General features: G+C 34.9%; 15 protein-coding genes and 2 pseudogenes. 16 read left to right on the plus strand and 1 reads right to left on the minus strand.

Annotated elements, in window-relative coordinates; all coding sequences use genetic code 11:
- Positions 1-53: 53 nt before the first annotated feature.
- From GHD00_RS10840 to GHD00_RS21460, 6 genes and pseudogenes are all read left to right on the plus strand, one after another.
- The gene (locus GHD00_RS10840; RefSeq protein ID WP_163538183.1) at positions 54-542 is read left to right on the plus strand and encodes a TRAP transporter small permease; all 489 of its coding nucleotides are present in this window, start codon (positions 54-56) and stop codon (positions 540-542) included.
- Positions 543-599: 57 nt separating this feature from the next.
- The gene (locus GHD00_RS10845) at positions 600-1,880 is read left to right on the plus strand and encodes a TRAP transporter large permease (protein WP_163538184.1); all 1,281 of its coding nucleotides are present in this window, start codon (positions 600-602) and stop codon (positions 1,878-1,880) included.
- A 287-nt stretch (positions 1,881-2,167) separates the two neighbouring features.
- The gene (locus GHD00_RS10850; RefSeq protein WP_163538185.1) at positions 2,168-3,121 is read left to right on the plus strand and encodes a tRNA dihydrouridine synthase; all 954 of its coding nucleotides are present in this window, start codon (positions 2,168-2,170) and stop codon (positions 3,119-3,121) included.
- A gap of 584 nt (positions 3,122-3,705) precedes the next feature.
- On the plus strand, positions 3,706-4,752 hold the full coding sequence (locus GHD00_RS10855; RefSeq protein WP_163538186.1) for a replication protein: 1,047 nt from the start codon (positions 3,706-3,708) through the stop codon (positions 4,750-4,752).
- Positions 4,753-5,178: 426 nt separating this feature from the next.
- Positions 5,179-5,904 (plus strand): YczE/YyaS/YitT family protein, encoded by a 726-nt coding sequence (locus GHD00_RS10860; RefSeq protein ID WP_205600745.1) that lies wholly within the window; start codon positions 5,179-5,181, stop codon positions 5,902-5,904.
- Positions 5,905-6,185: 281 nt separating this feature from the next.
- Positions 6,186-6,296: pseudogene (locus GHD00_RS21460) on the plus strand (hypothetical protein); the annotation flags it as partial.
- Between the two features lie 26 nt (positions 6,297-6,322).
- On the opposite strand, the gene GHD00_RS10865 reads toward GHD00_RS21460, so the two are convergent.
- Positions 6,323-7,195, minus strand: a complete 873-nt coding sequence (locus GHD00_RS10865; protein ID WP_163538187.1) for a helix-turn-helix transcriptional regulator — start codon at positions 7,193-7,195, stop codon at positions 6,323-6,325.
- A gap of 178 nt (positions 7,196-7,373) precedes the next feature.
- Between GHD00_RS10865 and GHD00_RS10870 the strand changes: the two genes are divergently transcribed.
- The 10 genes and pseudogenes from GHD00_RS10870 to GHD00_RS10915 all read left to right on the plus strand — a co-directional run bounded on the left by GHD00_RS10870 (position 7,374) and on the right by GHD00_RS10915 (position 21,129).
- Positions 7,374-8,021, plus strand: coding sequence for a class II aldolase/adducin family protein (locus GHD00_RS10870; RefSeq protein WP_163538188.1), 648 nt, complete (start codon positions 7,374-7,376; stop codon positions 8,019-8,021).
- Between the two features lie 37 nt (positions 8,022-8,058).
- Positions 8,059-9,519, plus strand: coding sequence for a rhamnulokinase (locus GHD00_RS10875; RefSeq protein ID WP_240468671.1), 1,461 nt, complete (start codon positions 8,059-8,061; stop codon positions 9,517-9,519).
- An 18-nt stretch (positions 9,520-9,537) separates the two neighbouring features.
- Positions 9,538-11,319, plus strand: a complete 1,782-nt coding sequence (locus tag GHD00_RS10880; protein ID WP_163538190.1) for an L-fucose isomerase — start codon at positions 9,538-9,540, stop codon at positions 11,317-11,319.
- Between the two features lie 305 nt (positions 11,320-11,624).
- Positions 11,625-12,069 (plus strand): annotated as a pseudogene (fucU, locus tag GHD00_RS10885) (L-fucose mutarotase).
- A 79-nt stretch (positions 12,070-12,148) separates the two neighbouring features.
- Entirely contained in the window at positions 12,149-12,262 is a 114-nt protein-coding gene (locus tag GHD00_RS10890) for a phosphogluconate dehydrogenase C-terminal domain-containing protein (RefSeq protein WP_240468672.1), read from the plus strand.
- 339 nt (positions 12,263-12,601) lie between these two features.
- On the plus strand, positions 12,602-14,800 hold the full coding sequence (locus GHD00_RS10895; RefSeq protein ID WP_163538191.1) for an AraC family transcriptional regulator: 2,199 nt from the start codon (positions 12,602-12,604) through the stop codon (positions 14,798-14,800).
- 252 nt (positions 14,801-15,052) lie between these two features.
- Positions 15,053-16,015, plus strand: coding sequence for an ABC transporter permease (locus GHD00_RS10900; protein WP_163538192.1), 963 nt, complete (start codon positions 15,053-15,055; stop codon positions 16,013-16,015).
- A gap of 15 nt (positions 16,016-16,030) precedes the next feature.
- Positions 16,031-16,927: a carbohydrate ABC transporter permease gene (locus tag GHD00_RS10905; protein WP_163538193.1), complete on the plus strand. Its 897-nt coding sequence runs from the start codon at positions 16,031-16,033 to the stop codon at positions 16,925-16,927.
- A 29-nt stretch (positions 16,928-16,956) separates the two neighbouring features.
- The gene (locus tag GHD00_RS10910; protein WP_163538194.1) at positions 16,957-18,597 is read left to right on the plus strand and encodes a type 2 periplasmic-binding domain-containing protein; all 1,641 of its coding nucleotides are present in this window, start codon (positions 16,957-16,959) and stop codon (positions 18,595-18,597) included.
- A gap of 72 nt (positions 18,598-18,669) precedes the next feature.
- On the plus strand, positions 18,670-21,129 hold the full coding sequence (locus GHD00_RS10915; RefSeq protein WP_163538195.1) for a glycosyl hydrolase family 95 catalytic domain-containing protein: 2,460 nt from the start codon (positions 18,670-18,672) through the stop codon (positions 21,127-21,129).
- Positions 21,130-21,548 lie beyond the last annotated feature (419 nt).

The following is a 21,548-nucleotide window of genomic DNA, read 5'->3' on the forward strand; positions in this document are numbered from 1 at the left end:
TAGGTTCAGCCTTGTGTTAATTTAACAATAAAAACTTTAAAGGAGTGACCACCATGAAAGCTTTTATTTATGTTTTATACGAATTAATACTTGGAAACATCGTAAAAATTTTAGGAATAAGCTTAGTTATAACGATCTTACTACAAATAGCAGGTCGATTTATTCTCCCGCATCCATTGTCATGGACAGAGGAATTGGCTCGATTTTTGTTTATTTGGTTTGGTTTTTTAGGTAGTGTCATTACATTAAAAAGAAAGATGCATCTTGGGATTGAAATTCTTTATCAAAAATTTACGGGTAGGAATAAAAAAATGCTCGATACAATCATCCAAATGTTTATTATTTTGTTTGGTGTGATTCTTTTCATAAACGGCTTGAAATTAGTGGAGATTGGAAACATTCAAAAGTCACCGGTAATGAGATGGCCGATGTCTTATTTTTATTCAGCAATTCCAGTTACAGGGCTTTTAATTTTGATTTATAGTTTGTTTAGTCTTGTTAAAATTTTTCAAAATACATCTGAGCAAGATAAAAAGGTTTAATACCAATATATTTAAGAACGCTAAGAGTTTACATAAAAATGAAAGAAGGGATAAAAAATGATTGCCTTTACTGCCTTTATTGTTTTAATCATTTTACTATGCATAAATGTACCGATAGCCATTAGTACGGGCTTGGCTGTTTTAGCTGGTATAGCGTTATCTGAAAATCTATCATTAATTGTCATGGCACAACGAATGTTTGCAGGAATTGATAGTTTCACTTTAATCGCTATTCCATTGTTTATTTTAACAGGAAGATTAATGGCTCTTGGTGGTATCACCAAAGATTTAATTGTACTTTCGAGGGCGTTGGTTGGATTTTTACGTGGAGGGTTAGCCTATGTAAATATAGTAAGTAGTATGATTTTTGCAGGTATTACAGGTTCTGCTGCATCCGATTCTTCATCTGTAGGATCCATTTTAATTCCAGCTATGACAAAAAGAGGGTATGAAAAAGACTTTAGTGTAGCTGTTACGGCTACCTCATCTACAATTGGTGTAATGATTCCTCCTAGTATTCCAATGGTTATTTTCGGTGTTTCTGCTGGTGTTTCCATTGGACAACTATTTATCGGTGGAATTGTTCCAGGATTACTAGTCGCTATTGCACTATGTACAGTCACCTATTTCATTGCAAAAAAACGCGATTATCCAGTGGAAGAACGCTTGCCCGTAAAGGATTCTATCAAAGTTTTATTGCGTAGCATTCCATCACTAATGACTATTATTATAATTATCGGTGGAATTATTTCGGGAATATTCACTGCGACGGAAGCAGCTGGTGTCGCTGTACTATACTCATTTTTATTAGGAGTTTTTTATTATAAAGAGCTAAAATTTAAAGATATTCCGGGAATCATAGTTGATGTAGGAATAACAACAGGTATGGTTGCTTTAATGATATCTACAGCTTCAGCGTTAGGTTATCTTTTTGCAATAGAAGGAATCCCACAGATGATAGGGGATTTTATACTATCTATAACGGATAATAAGATTTTAATATTAATTTTATTAAATATTTTGCTTTTATGTATTGGGTTCTTTTTAGACTTAAGTCCGGCAGTTATTATATTCACTCCTATTTTGTTACCTATCGTTACCCAAATCGGGATTGACCCAGTACACTTTGGTGTGATGATGATCATTAACTTAGCAATTGGCTTATTTACACCACCTGTTGGTGTCGTACTATTTGTCTCATGTAGTATTGCCAATATTTCTGTAACAAAAGCGATTAAAGCAATAATGCCGTATTTTATTTCGATGATTGTGATTTTATTATTGATTACTTATGTTCCTCAGCTTGTTACCTTTTTACCAAATTTATTGATGGAATAATATTTTATTTTGGAAGCCTGTCATTTCCCGCAAATATGAAACTTTTCGCATTTTGACATCTAGAGGAATTCAAAAGCGTTATAAAGCAATGGTGAAAAGAGGAGAAGGTGTAGAATTAATAGAAGGTATTTTTTGATGAAGGAACTTGATTGGTAGATATTGAAACGATAAAGAAGGTTGTTAAACGTACTTAAGCATGGTATAAGTGTATAAGAAGCAGAGATATCTTTGCTTCTTATTTTTGGGGTCTTATCCTGATGCCCCGATAATGAGAGGATTTGAACAATATGATCGATAATTTTTGGCGTGATTTACCACGACCGTTTTTTATACTGGCACCAATGGAAGATGTGACGAATGTTATTTTTCGCCATGTAGTAAGTGCGGCAGCTAGACCTGATGTGTTTTTTACAGAGTTTACCAATACGGAAAGTTATTGTCATCCGAACGGGCACCAAAGTGTTCGTGGCCGTTTGACTTTTACAGAAGATGAACAACCGATGGTGGCACATATCTGGGGCGATAAACCCGAATTTTTCCGACAAATGAGTATTGGCATGGCGAAAGAAGGGTTTCGCGGTGTGGATATCAATATGGGCTGTCCTGCACAAAATGTTGCAACAAAAGGGAAGGGCTGCGGGCTAATCCGTCGTCCAGATGTAGCAGCAGAGATCATCCAAGCAGCAAAAGCGGGAGGATTGCCTGTCAGTGTGAAGACAAGACTTGGTTACACGGATGTAGAGGAATGGCGCGACTGGCTTACACATTTATTGAAACAAGACATCGTTAATCTTTCTATTCATCTGCGTACCAAAAAGGAAATGAGCAAAGTAGATGCGCATTGGGAACTGATTCCGGAGATTAAGAAACTTCGTGATGAGGTGGCACCAGATACCCTTCTCACGATCAATGGGGATATTCCGGATCGTCAAACAGGCTTGGAACTCGTGCACAAATACGGTGTGGATGGGGTGATGATTGGGCGCGGAATTTTTAAAAATCCATTCGCCTTTGACAAGCAGCCAAGAGACCCTAGCAGTAAGGAATTGCTGGATCTTTTACGATTGCATCTTGATCTTTTTGACCATTACACACAGCATGAAGCACGTTCATTCAAGCCTCTGCGTCGTTTTTTCAAGATCTATGTCCGTGGTTTTCGCGGGGCGAGTGAATTAAGAAATCAATTGATGAACACAGAGTCAACGGATGAGGCGCGTACATTGCTTGATAACTTTGGGTGAAAGAATGATGTTGCCAGCCTACTATAGTTAAGAAATTCAGCCTATTAAAATGGAATAAATATGTACGCTTTTTTTGTTAATCGGGTGGCATTTGTTGTGTATTATTTATAACTTGGGGACGCAGGGACAAGCTCTGCGTCCCTTTTTGCTTTGCACGATAGGAAAATATAACATTTTAGCAGGAAGTTACTCGGTGTAGTAAAAATTTTTAGGTGCGAAGTACAATATACTGCCAGAATTGGAAGTGGCGCAAAAAGCTAAATAGTGGCTCGAATCACTTGATTTGTGGCGCGAAACCGGAAGATTGTGGCTCGAAAAGCAAAAAAAGTGGCGCGAAAACACTAAATTGTGACGCAAAAAGGTGGGAGGTTTTAGGTCCCTGTCGCTTTCCGTATTATATCCAAAATTCCACCGATACGTTTCTGAAAGTGCATGAAAAATGTATTTTCATTAATAAAAATCGCATTTTCATTAGGGTTTTTTCGATTTTCTAAGGATGTACCTTACATACGCAGAAGTGCAGGCTGCGTTTTTTTATTTAACATGAGAAATAAGCTTTCTTAAAAAAATCTGAGGTGATCCTAATGGCAAATCCGAAAATAGAAAAAGGTTACATTCGTATTGCAAATGATTTATGGAATGAGATTTTACGACGAAATTTTTCGAAGCGACAGTTGAATATCATTTTATTTATTTGGCGCCTATCTTATGGCACAGGACAAAAGGATTGTGTGATTCCAACCCTTCAAACATTTGAACTAGCAGGTTTACATAAACAAGATGCCCGAAAAGAATTAGAATTTTTAACGGATTGTGCTGTTTTAGATTGGGATAAGGAATCTATGGTATTTTCGATCAATAAAGATTATCTCCACTGGCAAATCACACCTAATACGAAATGGAAATCAGAACCATTTGATCAATTAATTTATATGAATATTAAGCGCAAAAATCAAAGGCAAACCACCGTTAATCATGAAAAGAAAGTTCGTGAATTACGAACACCAACAAATATCAAGGTTCGTAAAATACTGACCAATACACGAAAAAAGGTCAGTAAAACACGAACCTTCACCTTCGTAAAACACTTACCGCAAAATCGCCAAAACCCAATCATCGCAAAGGATCCAGCGTCCGTAAAGACATATTTAAAGACATTAAAGATTACAGACAATAAAGAAATATATAATAATAATGACGAACTGTTTCGTGAAGTCATGCATTTTTATCGCAATAATTTACAAAAAGGAATCACAGAATCTCCGTTTAATCATGAATTATTGACACAGTGGTATGACGAATTTGGTTATGATTTATTACTTGCAGCGATGAAAGTAGCCGCTAAACGAGAAGCAAAAGGGGTGAAGTATATCGAAAGCGTGTTGTTAAACTGGAAGAATGCTGGTGTAAGAACCCTGGAAGCTGCTAGACAATTTGAGAAAAAATTTTCGTCCAAAAAGAAAAACAGCCAACAACGCTCGTCAAAGAAAAACATTGTACCAGATTGGTATACCAAATATCGAAAAGAAAAAACGCAAAAACAGCCAGAACTCACGCAAGAAGAAAAACAAAGAAAAGCAGCAGAATCCGATCGCCTATTAGCAGAATATCTGAAAAATACGTCGAATTAAGAGTTCTGTTACTTTCCTGGTGTGCCACGCATTAGGCTGACAAATTTCGAGAGGATTCTAGACGAGCTTAGGTTCGTAATCAGGCATGAAAGGTTGCTTATTATATGTGTAGGGTCAATGTAATGGGGGAATCAGGTATGGATTTTAGTGATTGATCGTATGGTGTGTGCTATTAGTCAGTGGATTTGTTGATGTGGGGGACATGCGTCTGACTCTTTACATTCAAGAATCATTATGTCTGTCCTTCGAAAAAATTGTTAAAGCACCTTCTTCTTTGACTTCATTTTCTACTTCTGAAATTAAGAATTTAATTCTTTCATTAATAAGATACTTAACCAAAAAAGCCGTATCATAACTGAAGGAGGTAATCATTATAAAGTTACCTTTCCAACTATACTAATATACAGAAAAAAAGTGGGGATAATTTTGAATCAAAAACATATAAAAGCGTATGGCTTGTTTTTGTTGAGTATTTTTACCATGGGATTAGGGATCAGTCTAGTCACATTTGCTGAACTTGGAACGACGGCTATTACAGTTCCTGCGTATGTGCTTAGTCTGCTTTTTCCGATTAGTTTTGGGATGTTAACGATGTTGTTCAACATTCTTTATATTTTCATTCAAATGATACTTATGGGGAAGGACTTTCCAAAAGCACAATACATGCAATTGCTGGTTGGCGTTGTTTTAGGTCTATCTATAGATTTCTGGTATTTTCTCATTTCCTTTATTTCGAAACCGTATTATTTTGTACAATTGTTGATGGTCCTTATCGGTTGTGCGGTTATTGCAATTAGCATTGTTTTGCAATTGAAGGTCCAAGTTGTCCATAATCCGGCAGAAGGTATTGTGAAAGTCATTTCGATGAAAACAAAGAAAAAGTTTAGCAGAGTAAAAGTTTTATTTGATATTGGCTTAGTATTACTTGCTGCCATCATTTCATTTGCAGGATTTGGAACCATTTATGGAATAGGAGAAGGAACTGTTATTTCTGCTTTTCTCATTGGTCCGCTCGTGAAATTGTTTCAAAAATTAAGCGATTATCAGGGAAACACTGCTTCCCTCACAATGTCACAAGGAATGAATGTTTTATGTAAAAAGGTCTATTTATTATGGATGAACGTTTATTTGAAAATGTATATGTTGCCTTAACATTACAACGTTCCGAGATGGCTTGACTCCTTCCACATTCTGTTGAGGCGCTGATAAGAAATAAAGGGGGCACTATTTCAAGAAAAGGGGCCACTATTTAGGAGAAATGGGCCACTTTTCTTTATAAATGGGCCATTATTTTTATGAAACGGGGCACTCTCCAAAAAGGGATAAGTACTCCAGACATCCGCAAAGTATGAGGGTTCAAGGATAAATAGATAATCAATTTAAATGATTATCCTACTATTTGTTGTTAATTTAGTAACGCATTTGGATAAAAAATTAACTACTCATTTGATTGGGAATTATACGTAATTCTCCTCCCAGGAATTTTATATTTTCTCATTTATAAATACCTGCCTATGTGGGGAGTTAACTTTCACTTTAATGATAAATATGCTTCTGTCTTAAAAAATAGTTATTTTAAGTAACTCCTTCTGCTAATTGAGCGGTATTTACTTGGAGATATCCCTACTTTTTTGGTAAATAAACGTACAAAATAGTTATAGTTTGATTGTCCTACTGCCTCGCTGATATCTTGAATAGACAGTGCTGTATGCTCTAATAATAATTTGGCTTCACCTAGTTGAATATGATGTAAATACTGAACAGGAGTCATACCTGTATGTTTTTTTAAACAACGAGACAAATAGTCATAATGAAAATGGAATTCCTTTTCTAATTTTTTGGAGTCAAAAGGTTCATTGAATCTCCTATATAAATAAGAAGTAATCGATTCAGCCAATGTTTTGGAGCGAGATGAATCTTTGAGCTGAAGAAGAGACTGTAATTGAACAAATAAATCAGCTAATAAGGAGTGGATTTCTATTGCGTTCCCTTGTGTAAAGTGCCGGTGAACACTTATCATTCTTTCTAATATCGGAAAAACAAGTCTTAAGTCTAGTTGAGCAAATTTCGGTATATACATATACTGCTTCAACGGTTCAAGATCTGCATCAGTCCCGTTTGGGTATATATAGCTCCAGGATATATCATCCCTTTCAACGTGAAGGGGGTTCGTATGTTTAAAATGAACCCAAAAAATCTCCGTTTCTTCTTTACAACTTTCATGTCCCCAGTGCAACTTTCCTGATTCAACCACAAGCATACAATTTTCTTTTATTTCATATTCCTTATTTTCTTCCGTCATATATAAAGCACCTTTTCTGACAAAAATCATGTCAAATACATTAAATGATCGTTGAACATGCTGCATGCCAGGTTTCCAAAATGCATGTCCTACTGTGATTAATGTAGGTAGTGGAGGGATAGAAAATTGTAGACATTTCATTTTATACATCCTCACTTTACACTGATTTCTAACTTCCATCTATATATTGTAATCATAACAGACTTAGTCGAAATTGTGCTATTTAAGGTCGTAATTATCTATACTCATATTTCCGTAACCCTCTTAAAATGAAAGTATAGTGATAAAAACACTTACTAATTAGGAAAGAGGTGTAGTTATGTCCATTACTAAGCAATTACAACACTATGCAAGTAAGGTCGTGGATACAGGATTAGTAGTAGGTGCAGGTGGGAATTTAAGTATGAGAGAAGGTAACCTTATGTATCTCTCGCCAAGCGGATTTGACTTAAAAGAAATTGAAGATCATCAGTGGGTAAGGGTAGATATTGAAACAGGTGAAGTACTAGATGACTTAAAACCTTCTTCAGAAATTTTAATGCACTTAGCATGTTTCCGAAAACGTCCAGATATTACTGCAGTTCTTCATACACATCCTAGCTACTCGGTCGGCGTGTCTTCTTCTGGTAAAGATATACCTCCAATGTTCCCGGATTTTCCAGCAATGATTAAAAATGTTCGTTACTTGGACTATATCATCCCAACAAATGAAATTTTAGCAGATGCAGTGGGAGAAGTTATTAAAGATACGAATGTTATCGTCATGAGAAATCATGGAGTACTTACGGTAGGGAAAACAATGAAAGAAGCATACTTCTTTATGCAGTTAGTAGAAGAAGCTGCGAAAGTTTTCACTATTTCTTCCACTGTTGGTACCCCAAATATTTTAACGGACGAGCAAGTGGATGATCTAAGAAATCTTTCGTCAGAACAATATAGATCCAAGTTGTTAAAGGATTCTAAGTAACTTATTTCCGTTTGGGAGGTGTAGGTCTTTGAAAAAAGTGTTGGCTTTTGATTTAGGAGCTTCTAATGGACGATTGATGTTATGTTCCCATGATGGAGAACGGATACGGTTACAAGAGCTTCATCGTTTTCCTAATCATGCCATCAATGTTTGTGGTCATTACTATTGGGATATTCTTAGAATTTTCCAAGAAATGAAGGAAGGTATTCGAAAAAGCATCCAAGCAGGTCATCATGATGTTTCCAGTCTAGCAGTGGATACATGGGGAGTAGATTTTGGTTTGTTATCATCAAGCGGCGAATTGCTAGGGAATCCGTATTCCTATCGTGATTCTCAAACGTCCGATGGAATGGAAGCGCTTAACAAGATTGTTACTAATACGGAATTATTTCATCGTTCTGGGGTTGAGCCAGCTGTCATTAATACAATCTATCAGCTTTATGCTATTAAACAGAGGCAGCCAGAAATTCTGGATCAAGCAGAGACATTATTGCTAACTCCTAATTTAGTAAGCTATTTTTTCTCTGGTGTGAAGGCCAATGAATTTACGATTAGTTCCACGACTTCTCTGATGAATTATAAAAATGGTGATTGGGATGATGAGTTAATGGAGCTTCTAAAGTTGCCATCATCTATTATGGCTCCCATTGTCAAACCTGGCACCATTTTAGGACCAACATTAGATTCGATTAATAAGGAATTGGAAATGGACCCCATTGAGGTTGTAGCAGTAGCAGGTCATGACACAGCTAGTGCACTAGCTGCTTTACCAATAAAAGATGAAAACGCAGTGTTTATGAGTTGTGGTACTTGGATTCTTATTGGTACTCAAGTAAAAGAGCCAATTGTCACAGAAGAGTCGTTGGATTGGGGATTTACGAATGAAGGCACTATTGATGGTGAATACCGTTTGTTAAAAAACAATATGGGATTATGGTTAATCCAACAATGCAAACTAATGTGGTCACGAGAAGACCAGCAAACAACTTACGAAGAAGACAACCAACTTGTCAGAGACGCAAAGCCATTTAAGAGCTTTATTAATCCAGACGATCCATCATTTTTTCATCCAGAAAATATGTTAAAGGAAATTCAAAATTTTGTTGAGAAGTCCGGTCAACAGTCTTTAGAGACAAAAGGGGAGTTCTTAAGATGTATATTAGAAAGTTTAGCTTTAAAGTACCGCTGGGTTATTGATCGATTAGAGCATTTAACAGGGAAGCCTATTAACACTATCCATATGGGCGGTGGCGGTATTAAAAATGAGTGGCTATGCCAATTTACCGCGAATGCTACGAATAGAAAAGTTATCACTGGACCAGTAGAAGCAAGTTCTATTGGCAACGCCATTGGACAATTCATTGCGCTTGGAGAAATAAAAGACTTAAAAGAGGCTAGAGAAGTTGTCGGACGTTCCTTCCAAACGAAAGAATATGAACCTCAAAATCAGAAAGAATGGCAAGATGCGTATGAAAGATTTGTAAAGTTTGTTAAATAAAAGAGGAGTGATTACGAAATGGAACAAAGATTTCATGGTAAGTTACCTAGAATTGGTATTCGTCCAACGATTGACGGTCGTAGAAAAGGGGTACGAGAATCTCTTGAAGAAACAACAATGAATCTAGCAAAATCTGTAGCGAACCTATTAACGGAGAATTTGAAGTATTACAATGGTGAACCTGTTGAATGTGTCATCGCTGATAGTTGTATCGGTGGTGTTGCAGAAGCATCAAAAGCTGCCGAAAAATTTGAACAAGAAGGTGTAGGTGTTTCGATTACTGTAACGCCGTGCTGGTGTTATGGTACAGAAACAATGGACATGAATCCGCACATTCCTAAGGCAGTTTGGGGGTTTAATGGAACAGAGCGTCCTGGTGCGGTTTACTTAGCGGCTGTATTAGCGGCACATAATCAAAAAGGACTTCCGGCTTTTGGTATCTACGGGGAAGATGTACAAGATGTAGGCGATACAACCATACCGGAGGATGTAAAAGAGAAATTATTGAAATTCTCTAAAGCTGGATTAGCCTTGGCTATGATGAAAGGTAAATCCTATGTATCTATGGGTTCTGTTTCCATGGGGATTGCTGGTAGTATGATCCAAGAGGATTTCTTCCAGGACTACCTAGGCATGAGAAATGAATATGTAGATATGAGTGAATTTGTAAGAAGAATAAATGAAGAGATTTATGATAAAGAGGAATATGAAAAAGCATTAGCCTGGGTGAAGGAAAACTGTAAAGAAGGCGCTGATGATAATCCAGAAGGGTATGTTCGCACGAGAGAACAGAAAGATCAAGACTGGGAAACAAGTGTGAAAATGACGTTAATTGCTAGAGACCTTATGGCTGGTAATCCAAAGCTTGAAGAACTTGGTTACGGAGAAGAAGCATTGGGTCGAAATGCCATTGCAGGTGGTTTCCAAGGTCAACGCCAATGGACAGATCATTTTCCTAATGGGGACTTTATGGAAGCAATGCTTACTTCCTCCTTCGATTGGAATGGCATTCGTGCACCGTACATGTTTGCGACAGAAAATGATAGTTTAAATGCGATCACGATGCTATTTGGAAATTTAATTACGAATACAGCGCAGATTTTTGCAGATGTTCGTACGTACTGGAGTCCAGATGCAGTAAAAAGAGTGACAGGCTATCAACCAGAAGGTAAAGCAAAAGATGGGTTCATCCATTTGATTAATTCTGGTCCAGCTGCATTAGATGGAACAGGACAACAAACACAAGACGGCGAACCAGTCATGAAAGCCCATTGGGAGATTACAGAAGAAGAAGTTCAGAAGTGTCTTGATGCAACCCAATGGCGACCTGCTTCTACGGAATACTTCCGAGGTGGTGGTTTCTCCAGTGATTTCTTAACTAAAGGGGAAATGCCTTTAACAGCAGCAAGATTAAACCTTGTAAAGGGATTAGGGCCAGTATTGCAAATAGCAGAAGGTTATACAGTTGATTTACCTGAAGAAGTTCATGATAAGCTTGATCTAAGAACGAACCCTACTTGGCCAACAACATGGTTTGTACCGAATATCACAGGAAAAGGCTCTTTTAAAGATGTCTATTCGGTCATGAATAGCTGGGGAGCCAATCATTGCGCGATGAGCTACGGCCATATTGGAGCTGAGCTAATAACGCTCGCCTCTATGCTTCGAATTCCGGTAAATATGCATAATGTTCCTGAAGAAAAGATCTTTAGACCAAGTGCATGGGGAATGTTTGGAACCAATGATTTAGAAGCAGCTGATTACAGAGCTTGTCAGAATTTTGGTCCGTTATATAAATAGTAAGACAAATATATTGATAGATTTTGAATATTTAAGTGGGCAAGCTGTCAATTATCGATTAATTTGTTTAAGACACTGGTTGAACAGTTAATGACATCGATGATGATATGCCCACTCTGTCTTTGATGAGTAATAATTAGTCAATGATGGATGCTTTCCAATAATCTGATTGGTTAATTGCGAAGGATTGTCTAATCTGTTTTTCCATTCTAATGAGCTTACTATAAATGGTCCTGTAGTGAGGAGTTAAAGCAATAGTTGAATTATAGTTGCATGAAAAAATTAAAAAAGTGAGGAATTCAAAAATTTTGAAAGGTATTCCAGAAATAATTTCCCCAGAGTTATTAAAAGTGTTAATGGAGATGGGACATGGAGATGAAATCGTATTAGCTGATGGCAATTTTCCTGCAGCAAGTCATGGGAATAAAGTTATTCGATATGACGGGCATGGAACAACCGAGCTTTTAGATTCCATTCTCCAGCTATTTCCGCTAGACACTTATACAAAACACCCTGTTTCATTAATGGAAGTTGGTTAAAGGAGATCCTGTTGAAACACCAATCTGGAAAGAATACGCGTCCATAGTTGTTAAACAAACTTCAAAGGAAAGTCCTTTTGATTACGAAGAGAGATTTGCTTTTTACGAAAGAGCGAAGAAAGCTTATGCGATAGTGGCAACAGGTGAGAAAGCGCTTTATGCAAATATTATTCTAAAAAAAGGTATAATCTCTCACAATAATAGAAACTAACAGAGGGCTTCTGTGGGTGTGTCAGTAATTGTGTGTAAATTACCATTTCTAGTAGAAAGGTTAGCCAGGTCATATACAAATTGGTTTAGCAGTTGCATTACAAGGCACAAATCCATTTTCTCAGGCATGTCAAATTGCTATTGATTATGGAAAGGAAAAAATCTTTAAGTCTGATTGGAAAGATGTGGAATAATTGGCTTGCCGGGAGGTGGGATGAAGGTTGGGGTGTGCTTTTATATGCTTTGGGTACCGAGGAATAATCGTGAGGGTGCCTTCGCATATAGGGAGTCCCTCCAGTCTTTTTAGGTTAGTTTGGTCACTACCATTATACAAGACTTGGGGAGGTCTCCATTTTTTATGTTTGAAACACTTGAGGCACAAAGGCTCAGACTTATGAAATTCATTCACATACATGTTTTTGACAACGCTTTCACATTCATTTATACTTATTTTAAAACTGTTTACTGGTTCTTTAGAAGTCCAATATTTACATAAGTCTCATAACTTATGTAAATAAAAAGGTGGAAAAATTATGAGATGGTATTATCGCTTTCTATTAACAACCCTTCCTATTTTTGTTATTATTTCCATTTTTTTATTAATTTCTTTTTTTTATATATTAGTTATTAAGACTGAGAATGAAACAGCAGAGGCTAATCGTACATTAAATGAACAGGTTTTAAATATTATTGATAATACATTAAAAGAAATTGATTATTTAGCTACTAAAGAGATTTTATATAGTGAAGAAATCCATTCGTTCTTGAGAGAAGATAAGTTATATACGGATAAAAATGCTACATATACGAATTATAGAACAATTACCTATTTAAAAGAGTTACAATCTAGTGAATCATTAATAGATTCAATATATATTGTTAGATTAAATGACGGAATATTAGCAAGTCCAAATTCCATCACCAGTGTAGAAAGTTATAATGATTCTTCTTTTATTAAGAAAGTAACTGAGAGTAATTTCTTTTTTAAATGGACAACTAAAAGGGACTTTAATGAATCTACTTACCAGGAAGGAAAAGAAGTTGTTTCATTAGTTAGATATGCAACCGTAGCCAACGGTCTTCCAGGGATAATGGTTATAAATATAAATTTAAACAGTATTAAAGAATTAGTAAGCAGCCTTTACAATCATGATATTACATTTATTAACCTAAGAGATCAACATAATAATATCATTTTAGGTAGTGCAAATGAAAAAGAAATAATTTCAAATACAGAATCCGGGTACACCGGATGGAAAATTGAATCCGGGTTAAAGGAAGGAATCTATGCAGCTGCTATTTCAGGAATCTCCTCTTTATGGATTTTAGTTATTGGACTATCCATTGTGCTTGGGATTATATTAATTATATATTTAACTAACCATAATTTTAAACCAATAGATAATTTATTAAGGCGAGTATTTGACTTTAATATGATTACTAATGCTTTTGAGAATGAAGAAAAAAATTATACGGATATTAAAGTAATTGAAAAGACCATTGATCAGATGATTGAACAAACTAATGAGTATGAATTAGACAAGGAAAAATATATTGAAATACGAAGAAAAGATTTTTTTAATGAATTAGTACGAGGTACCTATAAAAAAAATCTTGATATTAACAAATGGAATAAAGAGAAGGAAAAAAATGAAATTCCTATCGATTGGCGAGAGAGTGTTGTTTGTGTATTTGAGATTGATAGTTATACATCATTAGATGCCACTGAACAATCAAAGTTTAAAAACTCGCTTCCTCAGGTTTTATATGAGATTGAAAAACAGAATAAATTAATTTTATGGATGGATTGGGTTTCAGAACATAGACTAAGTTGTATTGTTCAAACAGTAAAAGGTGAAGTTGATTTAGTAGGTACAACCCTTGATTTTCTCACTCATATAATTCATCTGGTTGAGGGTAATTTCCCATATACGGTTACAGTTGGATTAGGTGATAGAGTAAAGAAATTAAGTAGTATTCACATTTCATATAATCAGGCAGTTGAAGCTCTTGAGTTTAAAATGGTAAATGAAAATAATAAGATTCTGTACTACAAAGATTTAACTAATGACGAGTTTAATGAATTATATAATTATTTAGAACGAGTACGAGACATTGTCCATTTACTAATAAGGTTCGATAATGGTTGGAGAAATCAATATAATGTCTTTATTGATGAGATTAAGAAAAAACAACTCACAAGAAGTGAGATAATTAGCTTGATGAATTATATTGGCTTTTATATAGACAGAGAATTGAAAAGGTTAGATATAAATAGTAATAAAAGTTTTTTATCTGATTTTCCTAATCCAGATCAATATGAAATATTGTCTGAACTTGATAATGATTTCAATAAAGCATTGTCGTCATTAGAGGAAAATTTAAAATTGCTACAAGAACAAAAAAGCTCTTTTTATACAATACAAGAAATTAAAAATTATTTAGAGGAAAATTTTGATGATCCAAACCTGTCATTAATACATCTTAGTGATAAATTTCAAATCAGTGATAAATATGTCAGTAAATTGTTTAAAAGTTACTATGGTATCAAGTTTGTTGATTTTTTAATTGGTTTACGTATGAGACAATCTAAATTATTCTTGGAAAAAACGGACTTTACTATTAAAGAAATAGCTGAAAAGGTAGGGTATACGAGTTCAATTTCATTTAGTCGAACATTTAAGAAGTTATATAATCTAACTCCTGGTGAATTCAGGAAAAGAAATAACTAATTGCAAAATCACCCCGTATTCTCGGGGTGATTTTTATTGTCATTTTTTATTTAAAATCAGTGGTTAATTCTAATTTGGTAAGAATAGTTTAGATGAGAATATTGTTTATATTCTCCTATTTAGAAGTGTTTTTAAGATTTGGCGAAATTAGTATATTAAAAGAACTTGGTTTATTGACGGAATAGTCAGAAAAATATAATGTTTGGGTGTAAGCAAAGAAAACTTAAAAAACAGATTGGAGGTGAAAACAAGATGGACACGAATAGGTTACCTTTGCAAAAAAATAAAAGTTATTTAAGTAATCAGTTAACTAAAATAAAATTGAAACAAATCAAAAGGCATTGGCAGTTGTATTTAATCGTTATGCTCCCATTATTGTATTTGTTGATTTTTAAGTACATCCCAATGTATGGAGCTCTGATCGCATTTAAGGATTTTAATGCTGTAGACGGAATTTTAGGAAGTCCTTGGGCAGGATGGAAACACTTTGAAGCATTTTTTACAGCACCAAATTTTTGGCCAATAGTAAATAATACATTACTTCTTGGTGTCTATGGACTACTTGTAGGGTTTCCAGCGCCTATTATTTTAGCTTTAGCATTAAATGAAATAAGAAATGGTATCTTTAAAAAATCTGTACAAATGATAACGTTTGCACCATACTTTATTTCAACAGTTGTTGTAGTATCCATGATTATTCTTTTTACATCACCAAGATTAGGTATTTTCAATCATTTATTTGAATTTATGGGTTTTCAACAAGTTGATTTTATGGGAATACCACAGTATTTTAGTCATATCTTTGTTTGGTCTGATGTATGGCAAAATGTTGGATATGGGGCAGTTATCTATTTGGCTGCATTATCTGGAGTCAATCCACAATTATATGAAGCGGCAAGGGTGGATGGTGCTACACGATTACAGAAAATCATTCACATTGATCTTCCAAGCATAATGCCGACGGTTGTTATATTGCTTATTTTAAATGTTGGTCAATTTATGAAGTTAGGATTCGAGAAAATTTACTTGATGCAGAATAATCTAAACCTTTCAGCATCAGAAGTGTTACAGACTTATGTTTTTAAAGTGGGGATAGAAGGAGCAAACTTCAGTTTTGCATCAGCTGTAGGGTTATTTAACTCTGTGATTAACTTGATTCTATTGCTTTTAGCAAATTACCTTGCAAAGAGGGTATCTGAAAGTAGTTTGTGGTAGGGGGGTGTTATAGCGATGAGCCAACAAACAATTAAGGATTCAGGTTCAGATAGATTATTTATTATATTTATTTATTTATTTTTAACGGCCGTATTAGTAGTTGTGCTATATCCTTTGGTCTATATACTAAGTGCATCTCTTAGTTCTCCTAGTGCAGTTGCAGCAGGGAAAGTATGGCTTTTACCGGTTGATTTTAGTCTGGAGGGATTTAAGGCCGTCTTTTCTCAATCATCTGTCCTTCGTGGATACGCTAATACATTATTTTATACAACTCTTGGTACAACAATTAATATTATATTAACTATTATGATTGCCTATCCATTATCGAGAAAAACTTTCGTTGGTCGTGGAATCATCATGTTTCTACTGGTATTTACAATGCTGTTTGAAGGAGGGCTTATTCCTCTTTATTTGACAGTTAAGAATTTAGGTATGTTAGATAGTATATGGGCAATGCTTTTACCTAATGCCTTAATGGTATGGCAAGTTATTATAGCCAGGACATTTTTCCAAATGACAATACCAGAGGAACTATCTGAAGCTGCTCAATTAGATGGTTGTAGTGATTTAGCCTTTATGTTGAAGATAGTTTTGCCATTGTCAAAACCAATTGTCGCAGTATTAATTTTGATGTATGCCGTATTTCATTGGAATTCATATTTTGAGGCTCTAATGTTTTTAAGTTCACGTGAATTGTATCCTTTACAATTGGTGCTAAGAGAAATTGTAATAATGAACACGGTAGACATTTCTAATATTACGGATGTGGCAAGTTATTCTGCGCAATTAAATTTAGCTAATCAATTAAAGTATTCTTTAATAGTATTAACTACTTTACCTATTTTACTCATTTATCCTTTTGTACAAAAACATTTTGTTAGAGGGATGCTGATAGGTTCAGTAAAAGAATAACAAAAAATAAATTATTTAGGAGGAAGGCAATGAAAATGAAAAGGTTATTTCTAATCGGTTTTCTGTTACTGGTATCAGTTGTGTTATTTGCTTGTACAGATAATTCAACAGATGTATCGCAAGAAGATGGTGATTCAAATGAAGAGGAAAAAACGAGTAATGGTGATTCTGAAGAATTAACTGTTTTTGCCTCACCAAAACCTAATATTGATATAGAAGATAACAAATTTACGGAACATGTTGAGGAAAAATTAGGTGTGAAATTTGATTGGACAATAGTTCCTAATCAAGGTCAAGCTCAAAGGAAGCAATTAATGTTTGCGAGTGGAGATTATACAAATGTATTTTTACATGGAAATCATGCAGAAGAAGGATTAACAAGGGTAGAACAACAACGATATGGTAGTCAAGGGATATTATTACCATTAAATGATTTAATAGAAGAACATGCACCTAATGTACAAACTGCTTTAGAAGAATTATCTTATTTAAAGCCTGAGATAACAGCTCCAGATGGTAATATTTATGCATTACCGGAAATTAGTACTTGTTACCACTGTAATTATTCACAGAAAATGTGGATTAATACAGATTGGTTAGAACGAGTTAATCTAGAAATTCCTACTACTACAGAAGAGCTAAAGGTAGTATTGAAGGCGTTTTCTGAAAAGGATGCGAATGGTAATGGAGATCCATCTGATGAAATTCCGTTAACAGGATCAACGGATAGTTGGCATGGCAATATTGATGGATTTATTATGAATGCGTTTATATATAACAATTCAGAAGATTATTTGTTTATTGAAGATGGAAACGTTAAACTCGCTGCAACAGAGTCGGAGTGGAAAGACGGATTAGACTATTTAAATAGTTTAAATTCAGAGGGACTAATTGATCAAGGTGCATTTACTCAAAATAGAGATGCTTTATTTCAGCTTGGAATGAGTAACCAGCTTGGGGTAGTTGCAGGGGGATTCTATGGAGATTTTGTGGATCGAGCAGATGATTTAGCAAGAAACTATGATACAATTCCTCCATTAGTTGGTCCAGATGGTGTCCAACTATCAGCATATTATGGAGGTGCTGGAGAAGGATTTTTCGCAATAACAAATAAAGCAACAGAGGAAGAACAAATAAAAGCTATCAAACTTGCTGATTACCTATATAGTAAAGAAGGAGCTATTTTTGCGCAATATGGACCGGTTGGAGAAGGGACATTATTAGAAGCTGATGAAGGGGAAATCGGGATTAATGGTGAACAAGCTGATTATAAGCCAAACCCTGAAGTTTCATCCAATGATATAGGAAACTTAGGTTGGGATCAGTTGGGGCCAAGGTATATTCCTGGTGGAATAAATTGGGTTGCTCCTGAAGATCAATATTCGTTAGAAGGAACTGAACTACGTTTGTATAATGAAACGCAAAAATATGATGGGCATGAGCCTGATGAAGTATTTCCATCCGGTGTATTTATTCCTGAAGAGGTTTCAGATGAATATAATCAATTAAAGACACAAATAAACTCATATATTGAAGAAAATATGGTCCAATTTATAACAGGTAGTAAGGATATAGATGGTGATTGGGATTCTTATGTTCAGGGATTAGAAGATATAGGTATTGCTCGTTATTTGGAGATTAATCAAGAAGCTTACGATAATGTAAATTAATTAAATATAGATCACTTGCTTTTGCAAGTGATCTATTCAACTATGAAATCTAATTAGGAGGAATGATGACAAATGGATAAAAATAAACTCCTTTTAAAATATCCAGCCTCTTGGTGGGGGAATATCTGGAGAGAAGGTCTTCCTTCTGGTAATGGAGAAATAGGTGCATCCGTTTACGGTGCTGTTAAAAATGAAACAATTTTAATCAATCATGAAGCTTTAAGACATATGGGGAAAAAAAATCAACTGCCAGATGTTAGCTATACACTACCCGAAGTAAGAAAAATGATGGAGGAAGAAAAGTATTTAGATGCGAGTTGGCATTTATCAAACACGTTAAAAGAAAAAGGATATGATACTCGTTTAGCCTCTTTACTACCACTTGTAGATTTGAAAGTATCAATGCCGTCTATGTACGGGTTTAAACATTATCGCAGGATGCTTGACATGGAGACAGGTGAAGTAAAGGTAAAATGGGAAGATGGACATAATCGATATGAAAGAAACCTTTTTGTTTCACGCGCAGATAATATGATCGTTTATGAAATTCTATCAAATGGTGAAAATATCGATGCAGAATTTGAACTTGCTTTTCATGAAAGTACACAAGTAAGTATGAAAGACAGATGCAGTGAATTAAAACAATCGGTTAAGGTAAAGACTGAAGATAATTATATTTTTTACGCATGCAAAAATGACGATCATACTGATTTTGGTGCAGTGATAAATGTTGTTCCGAAATATGGTAAATTAACAACAGAAGGTAATAAGCTATCCTGCAAAAATTCAAAAAGTGTACTTGTTTTTGTGAAGGTTTTTGTGAAAAGTGAATATGAAAAAGAATGGGATAAATTAAGGGATGAGTTAGAGGGAATTGATTCTGATTATCATACATTGTTTCATTCTCACGCAACGTTGCACGGGGAACTATTCCGTTCATCTTCGCTAGAGCTTGTAGATGGTAATAACAATCTTCGTTCGAATGAAGAACTTTTGCTCGATGCTTATGATGGCGAAGCACCAACTTCTTTGGTTGAAAAAATGTGGACATATGGTAGGTACTTATTTATTTCTGGAACTAGAAATAGTGGTCAACCATTTGGCATGTATGGTTTATGGGGTGGAGAGTATGATTTAATGTGGTGCTTGAACATGGCCAATGAGAATATTCAAATGATGTATTGGCACGTTAATGTTGGTGGTTTATCAAAGTTATCAAATAATTTAATAGATTACTATCATGATATGATTAATGATTTTCGAGAAAATGCCAAAAAGTTATACGGCTGTAGAGGGATATATATTCCAGCAGGTTCTTCACCAGGAATAGGTGTTCCAAACCAAATCGTACCAGTAATTATGAATTGGACTGGAGCAGCTGGTTGGCTTGCTCAGCACTTTTATGATTACTACTTATATACCGGTGATAAAAAGATGTTAAGAGATAAAATATTGCCTTTTATGAGAGAAGTCGTACTATTTTATGAAGACTTTCTTGTAAAGGGTAACGATGGTTTTTATACATTTTTTCCCTCTGTGTCTCCCGAAAATACACCAGGAAATTTTATGCCTAAGGATGGGAATCCTATTGCCCATCCTATGCCAACAACAAAAGATGCAACAATGGATTTTGCAATCATGAAAGAAGTCATTCGTAATTTAATAGAAGGTAGTGAAGAAATTGAACTATATTCTTCAGAAGAAATTAAAAAATGGAGTGCCATGCTTACAAAAATTCCTTCATACCGTATAAATAAGGATGGGGCTATAAGGGAATGGATGGATCAAAAATTTGATGATCGATACAATCATAGACACCTGTCTCATATATATCCAATATTTCCTGGAAGAGAGTATACCGAAGAAAATGATTCAGAGTTATTTAAGGCCTTTGAAAAAGCAGTTAAAAAACGTAAATTAGGGGCACAAACAGGTTGGTCCTTGTCACATATGTCAAGTATATACGCACGTATGAATAATGGAAATAAGGCATTGGAATGTTTAAATATACTATCTCGGTCATGTTTATTAAATAATTTTGTTACCGTTCACAATGATTGGAGAGACATGGGGTTAAGTATGGAAATAAAAACAGCACCTATTCAAATGGATGCTAATATGGGATGGGTAAATGCTGTTCAAGAAATGTTGATTTTTGTATCCCCAACTATGATTAAGTTACTACCAGCCATACCTGATAAATGGCAAAAAGGAAGATTTAATAATTTTAGATTTTGTACAGGTAGGGTTTCCGTTTCCTGGGATATAGAAAATGAAAAATTTGATGCTGATATAATTGCTGAGAGAGATACAGCCATAACCTTGAAGTTACCTAATCTATTTGAACATTATCAGGTTTATAGTCAAGATGGTGCGAAAATTACACCATCATCAATTGGGAATGAGTATTATGATGTGAAATTAAAAGCTAATAATAGGTTCTCTATTACTTCAAATAAACAAATAATATCAAGTAGCCAATTGGAAGACAAATTAGATTCTAGGATGGAGAGAGGGGGTACAACATGTTAGAAGGAATTTCTTCATTGCTTTGATATCCCAGTAATAATGGTTTGTTATATAGAGTTAGGTTGATTAGGAAAACGATGCACCCTATCCATTAAGCGACCATTTGAAGCCCAAAAATCATATACCTATACTTTTTTGATTAGGTGGCCATCAGGGTTTCGCTCTCTAATGGCGGATTTACCTTTCAATTCACATCGAAGAATGAATCTATTATGCGAGGGTTTAGGTTTACCGATGAAACATATACCATACGATGCAGAATATTATACAGAGATTGATTTGGAAATATGGTGTAATCAGAAAGGGTTCACTGATTACTTCAAAAAGAATTATAAACCAACCACTAGGCATTTTATACCGTCTAGCCGAAAAATTATCCATTGTATTATTAAGTGGCGAAGAATTTTTAGCACCAGCATGGT

The sequence above is a fragment of the Gracilibacillus sp. YIM 98692 genome (genome assembly GCF_010993965.1).
Lineage (GTDB): Bacteria > Bacillota > Bacilli > Bacillales > Amphibacillaceae > Gracilibacillus.

Coding starts and splice junctions, on each gene's coding strand:
- GHD00_RS10840 (WP_163538183.1), top strand. CDS start 54: ATGAAAGCTTTTATTTATGTTTTATACGAATTAATACTTGGAAACATC.
- GHD00_RS10845 (WP_163538184.1), top strand. CDS start 600: ATGATTGCCTTTACTGCCTTTATTGTTTTAATCATTTTACTATGCATA.
- GHD00_RS10850 (WP_163538185.1), top strand. CDS start 2,168: ATGATCGATAATTTTTGGCGTGATTTACCACGACCGTTTTTTATACTG.
- GHD00_RS10855 (WP_163538186.1), top strand. CDS start 3,706: ATGGCAAATCCGAAAATAGAAAAAGGTTACATTCGTATTGCAAATGAT.
- GHD00_RS10865 (WP_163538187.1), bottom strand. CDS start 7,195: ATGAAATGTCTACAATTTTCTATCCCTCCACTACCTACATTAATCACA.
- GHD00_RS10870 (WP_163538188.1), top strand. CDS start 7,374: ATGTCCATTACTAAGCAATTACAACACTATGCAAGTAAGGTCGTGGAT.
- GHD00_RS10880 (WP_163538190.1), top strand. CDS start 9,538: ATGGAACAAAGATTTCATGGTAAGTTACCTAGAATTGGTATTCGTCCA.
- GHD00_RS10895 (WP_163538191.1), top strand. CDS start 12,602: ATGAGATGGTATTATCGCTTTCTATTAACAACCCTTCCTATTTTTGTT.
- GHD00_RS10900 (WP_163538192.1), top strand. CDS start 15,053: ATGGACACGAATAGGTTACCTTTGCAAAAAAATAAAAGTTATTTAAGT.
- GHD00_RS10905 (WP_163538193.1), top strand. CDS start 16,031: ATGAGCCAACAAACAATTAAGGATTCAGGTTCAGATAGATTATTTATT.
- GHD00_RS10910 (WP_163538194.1), top strand. CDS start 16,957: ATGAAAATGAAAAGGTTATTTCTAATCGGTTTTCTGTTACTGGTATCA.
- GHD00_RS10915 (WP_163538195.1), top strand. CDS start 18,670: ATGGATAAAAATAAACTCCTTTTAAAATATCCAGCCTCTTGGTGGGGG.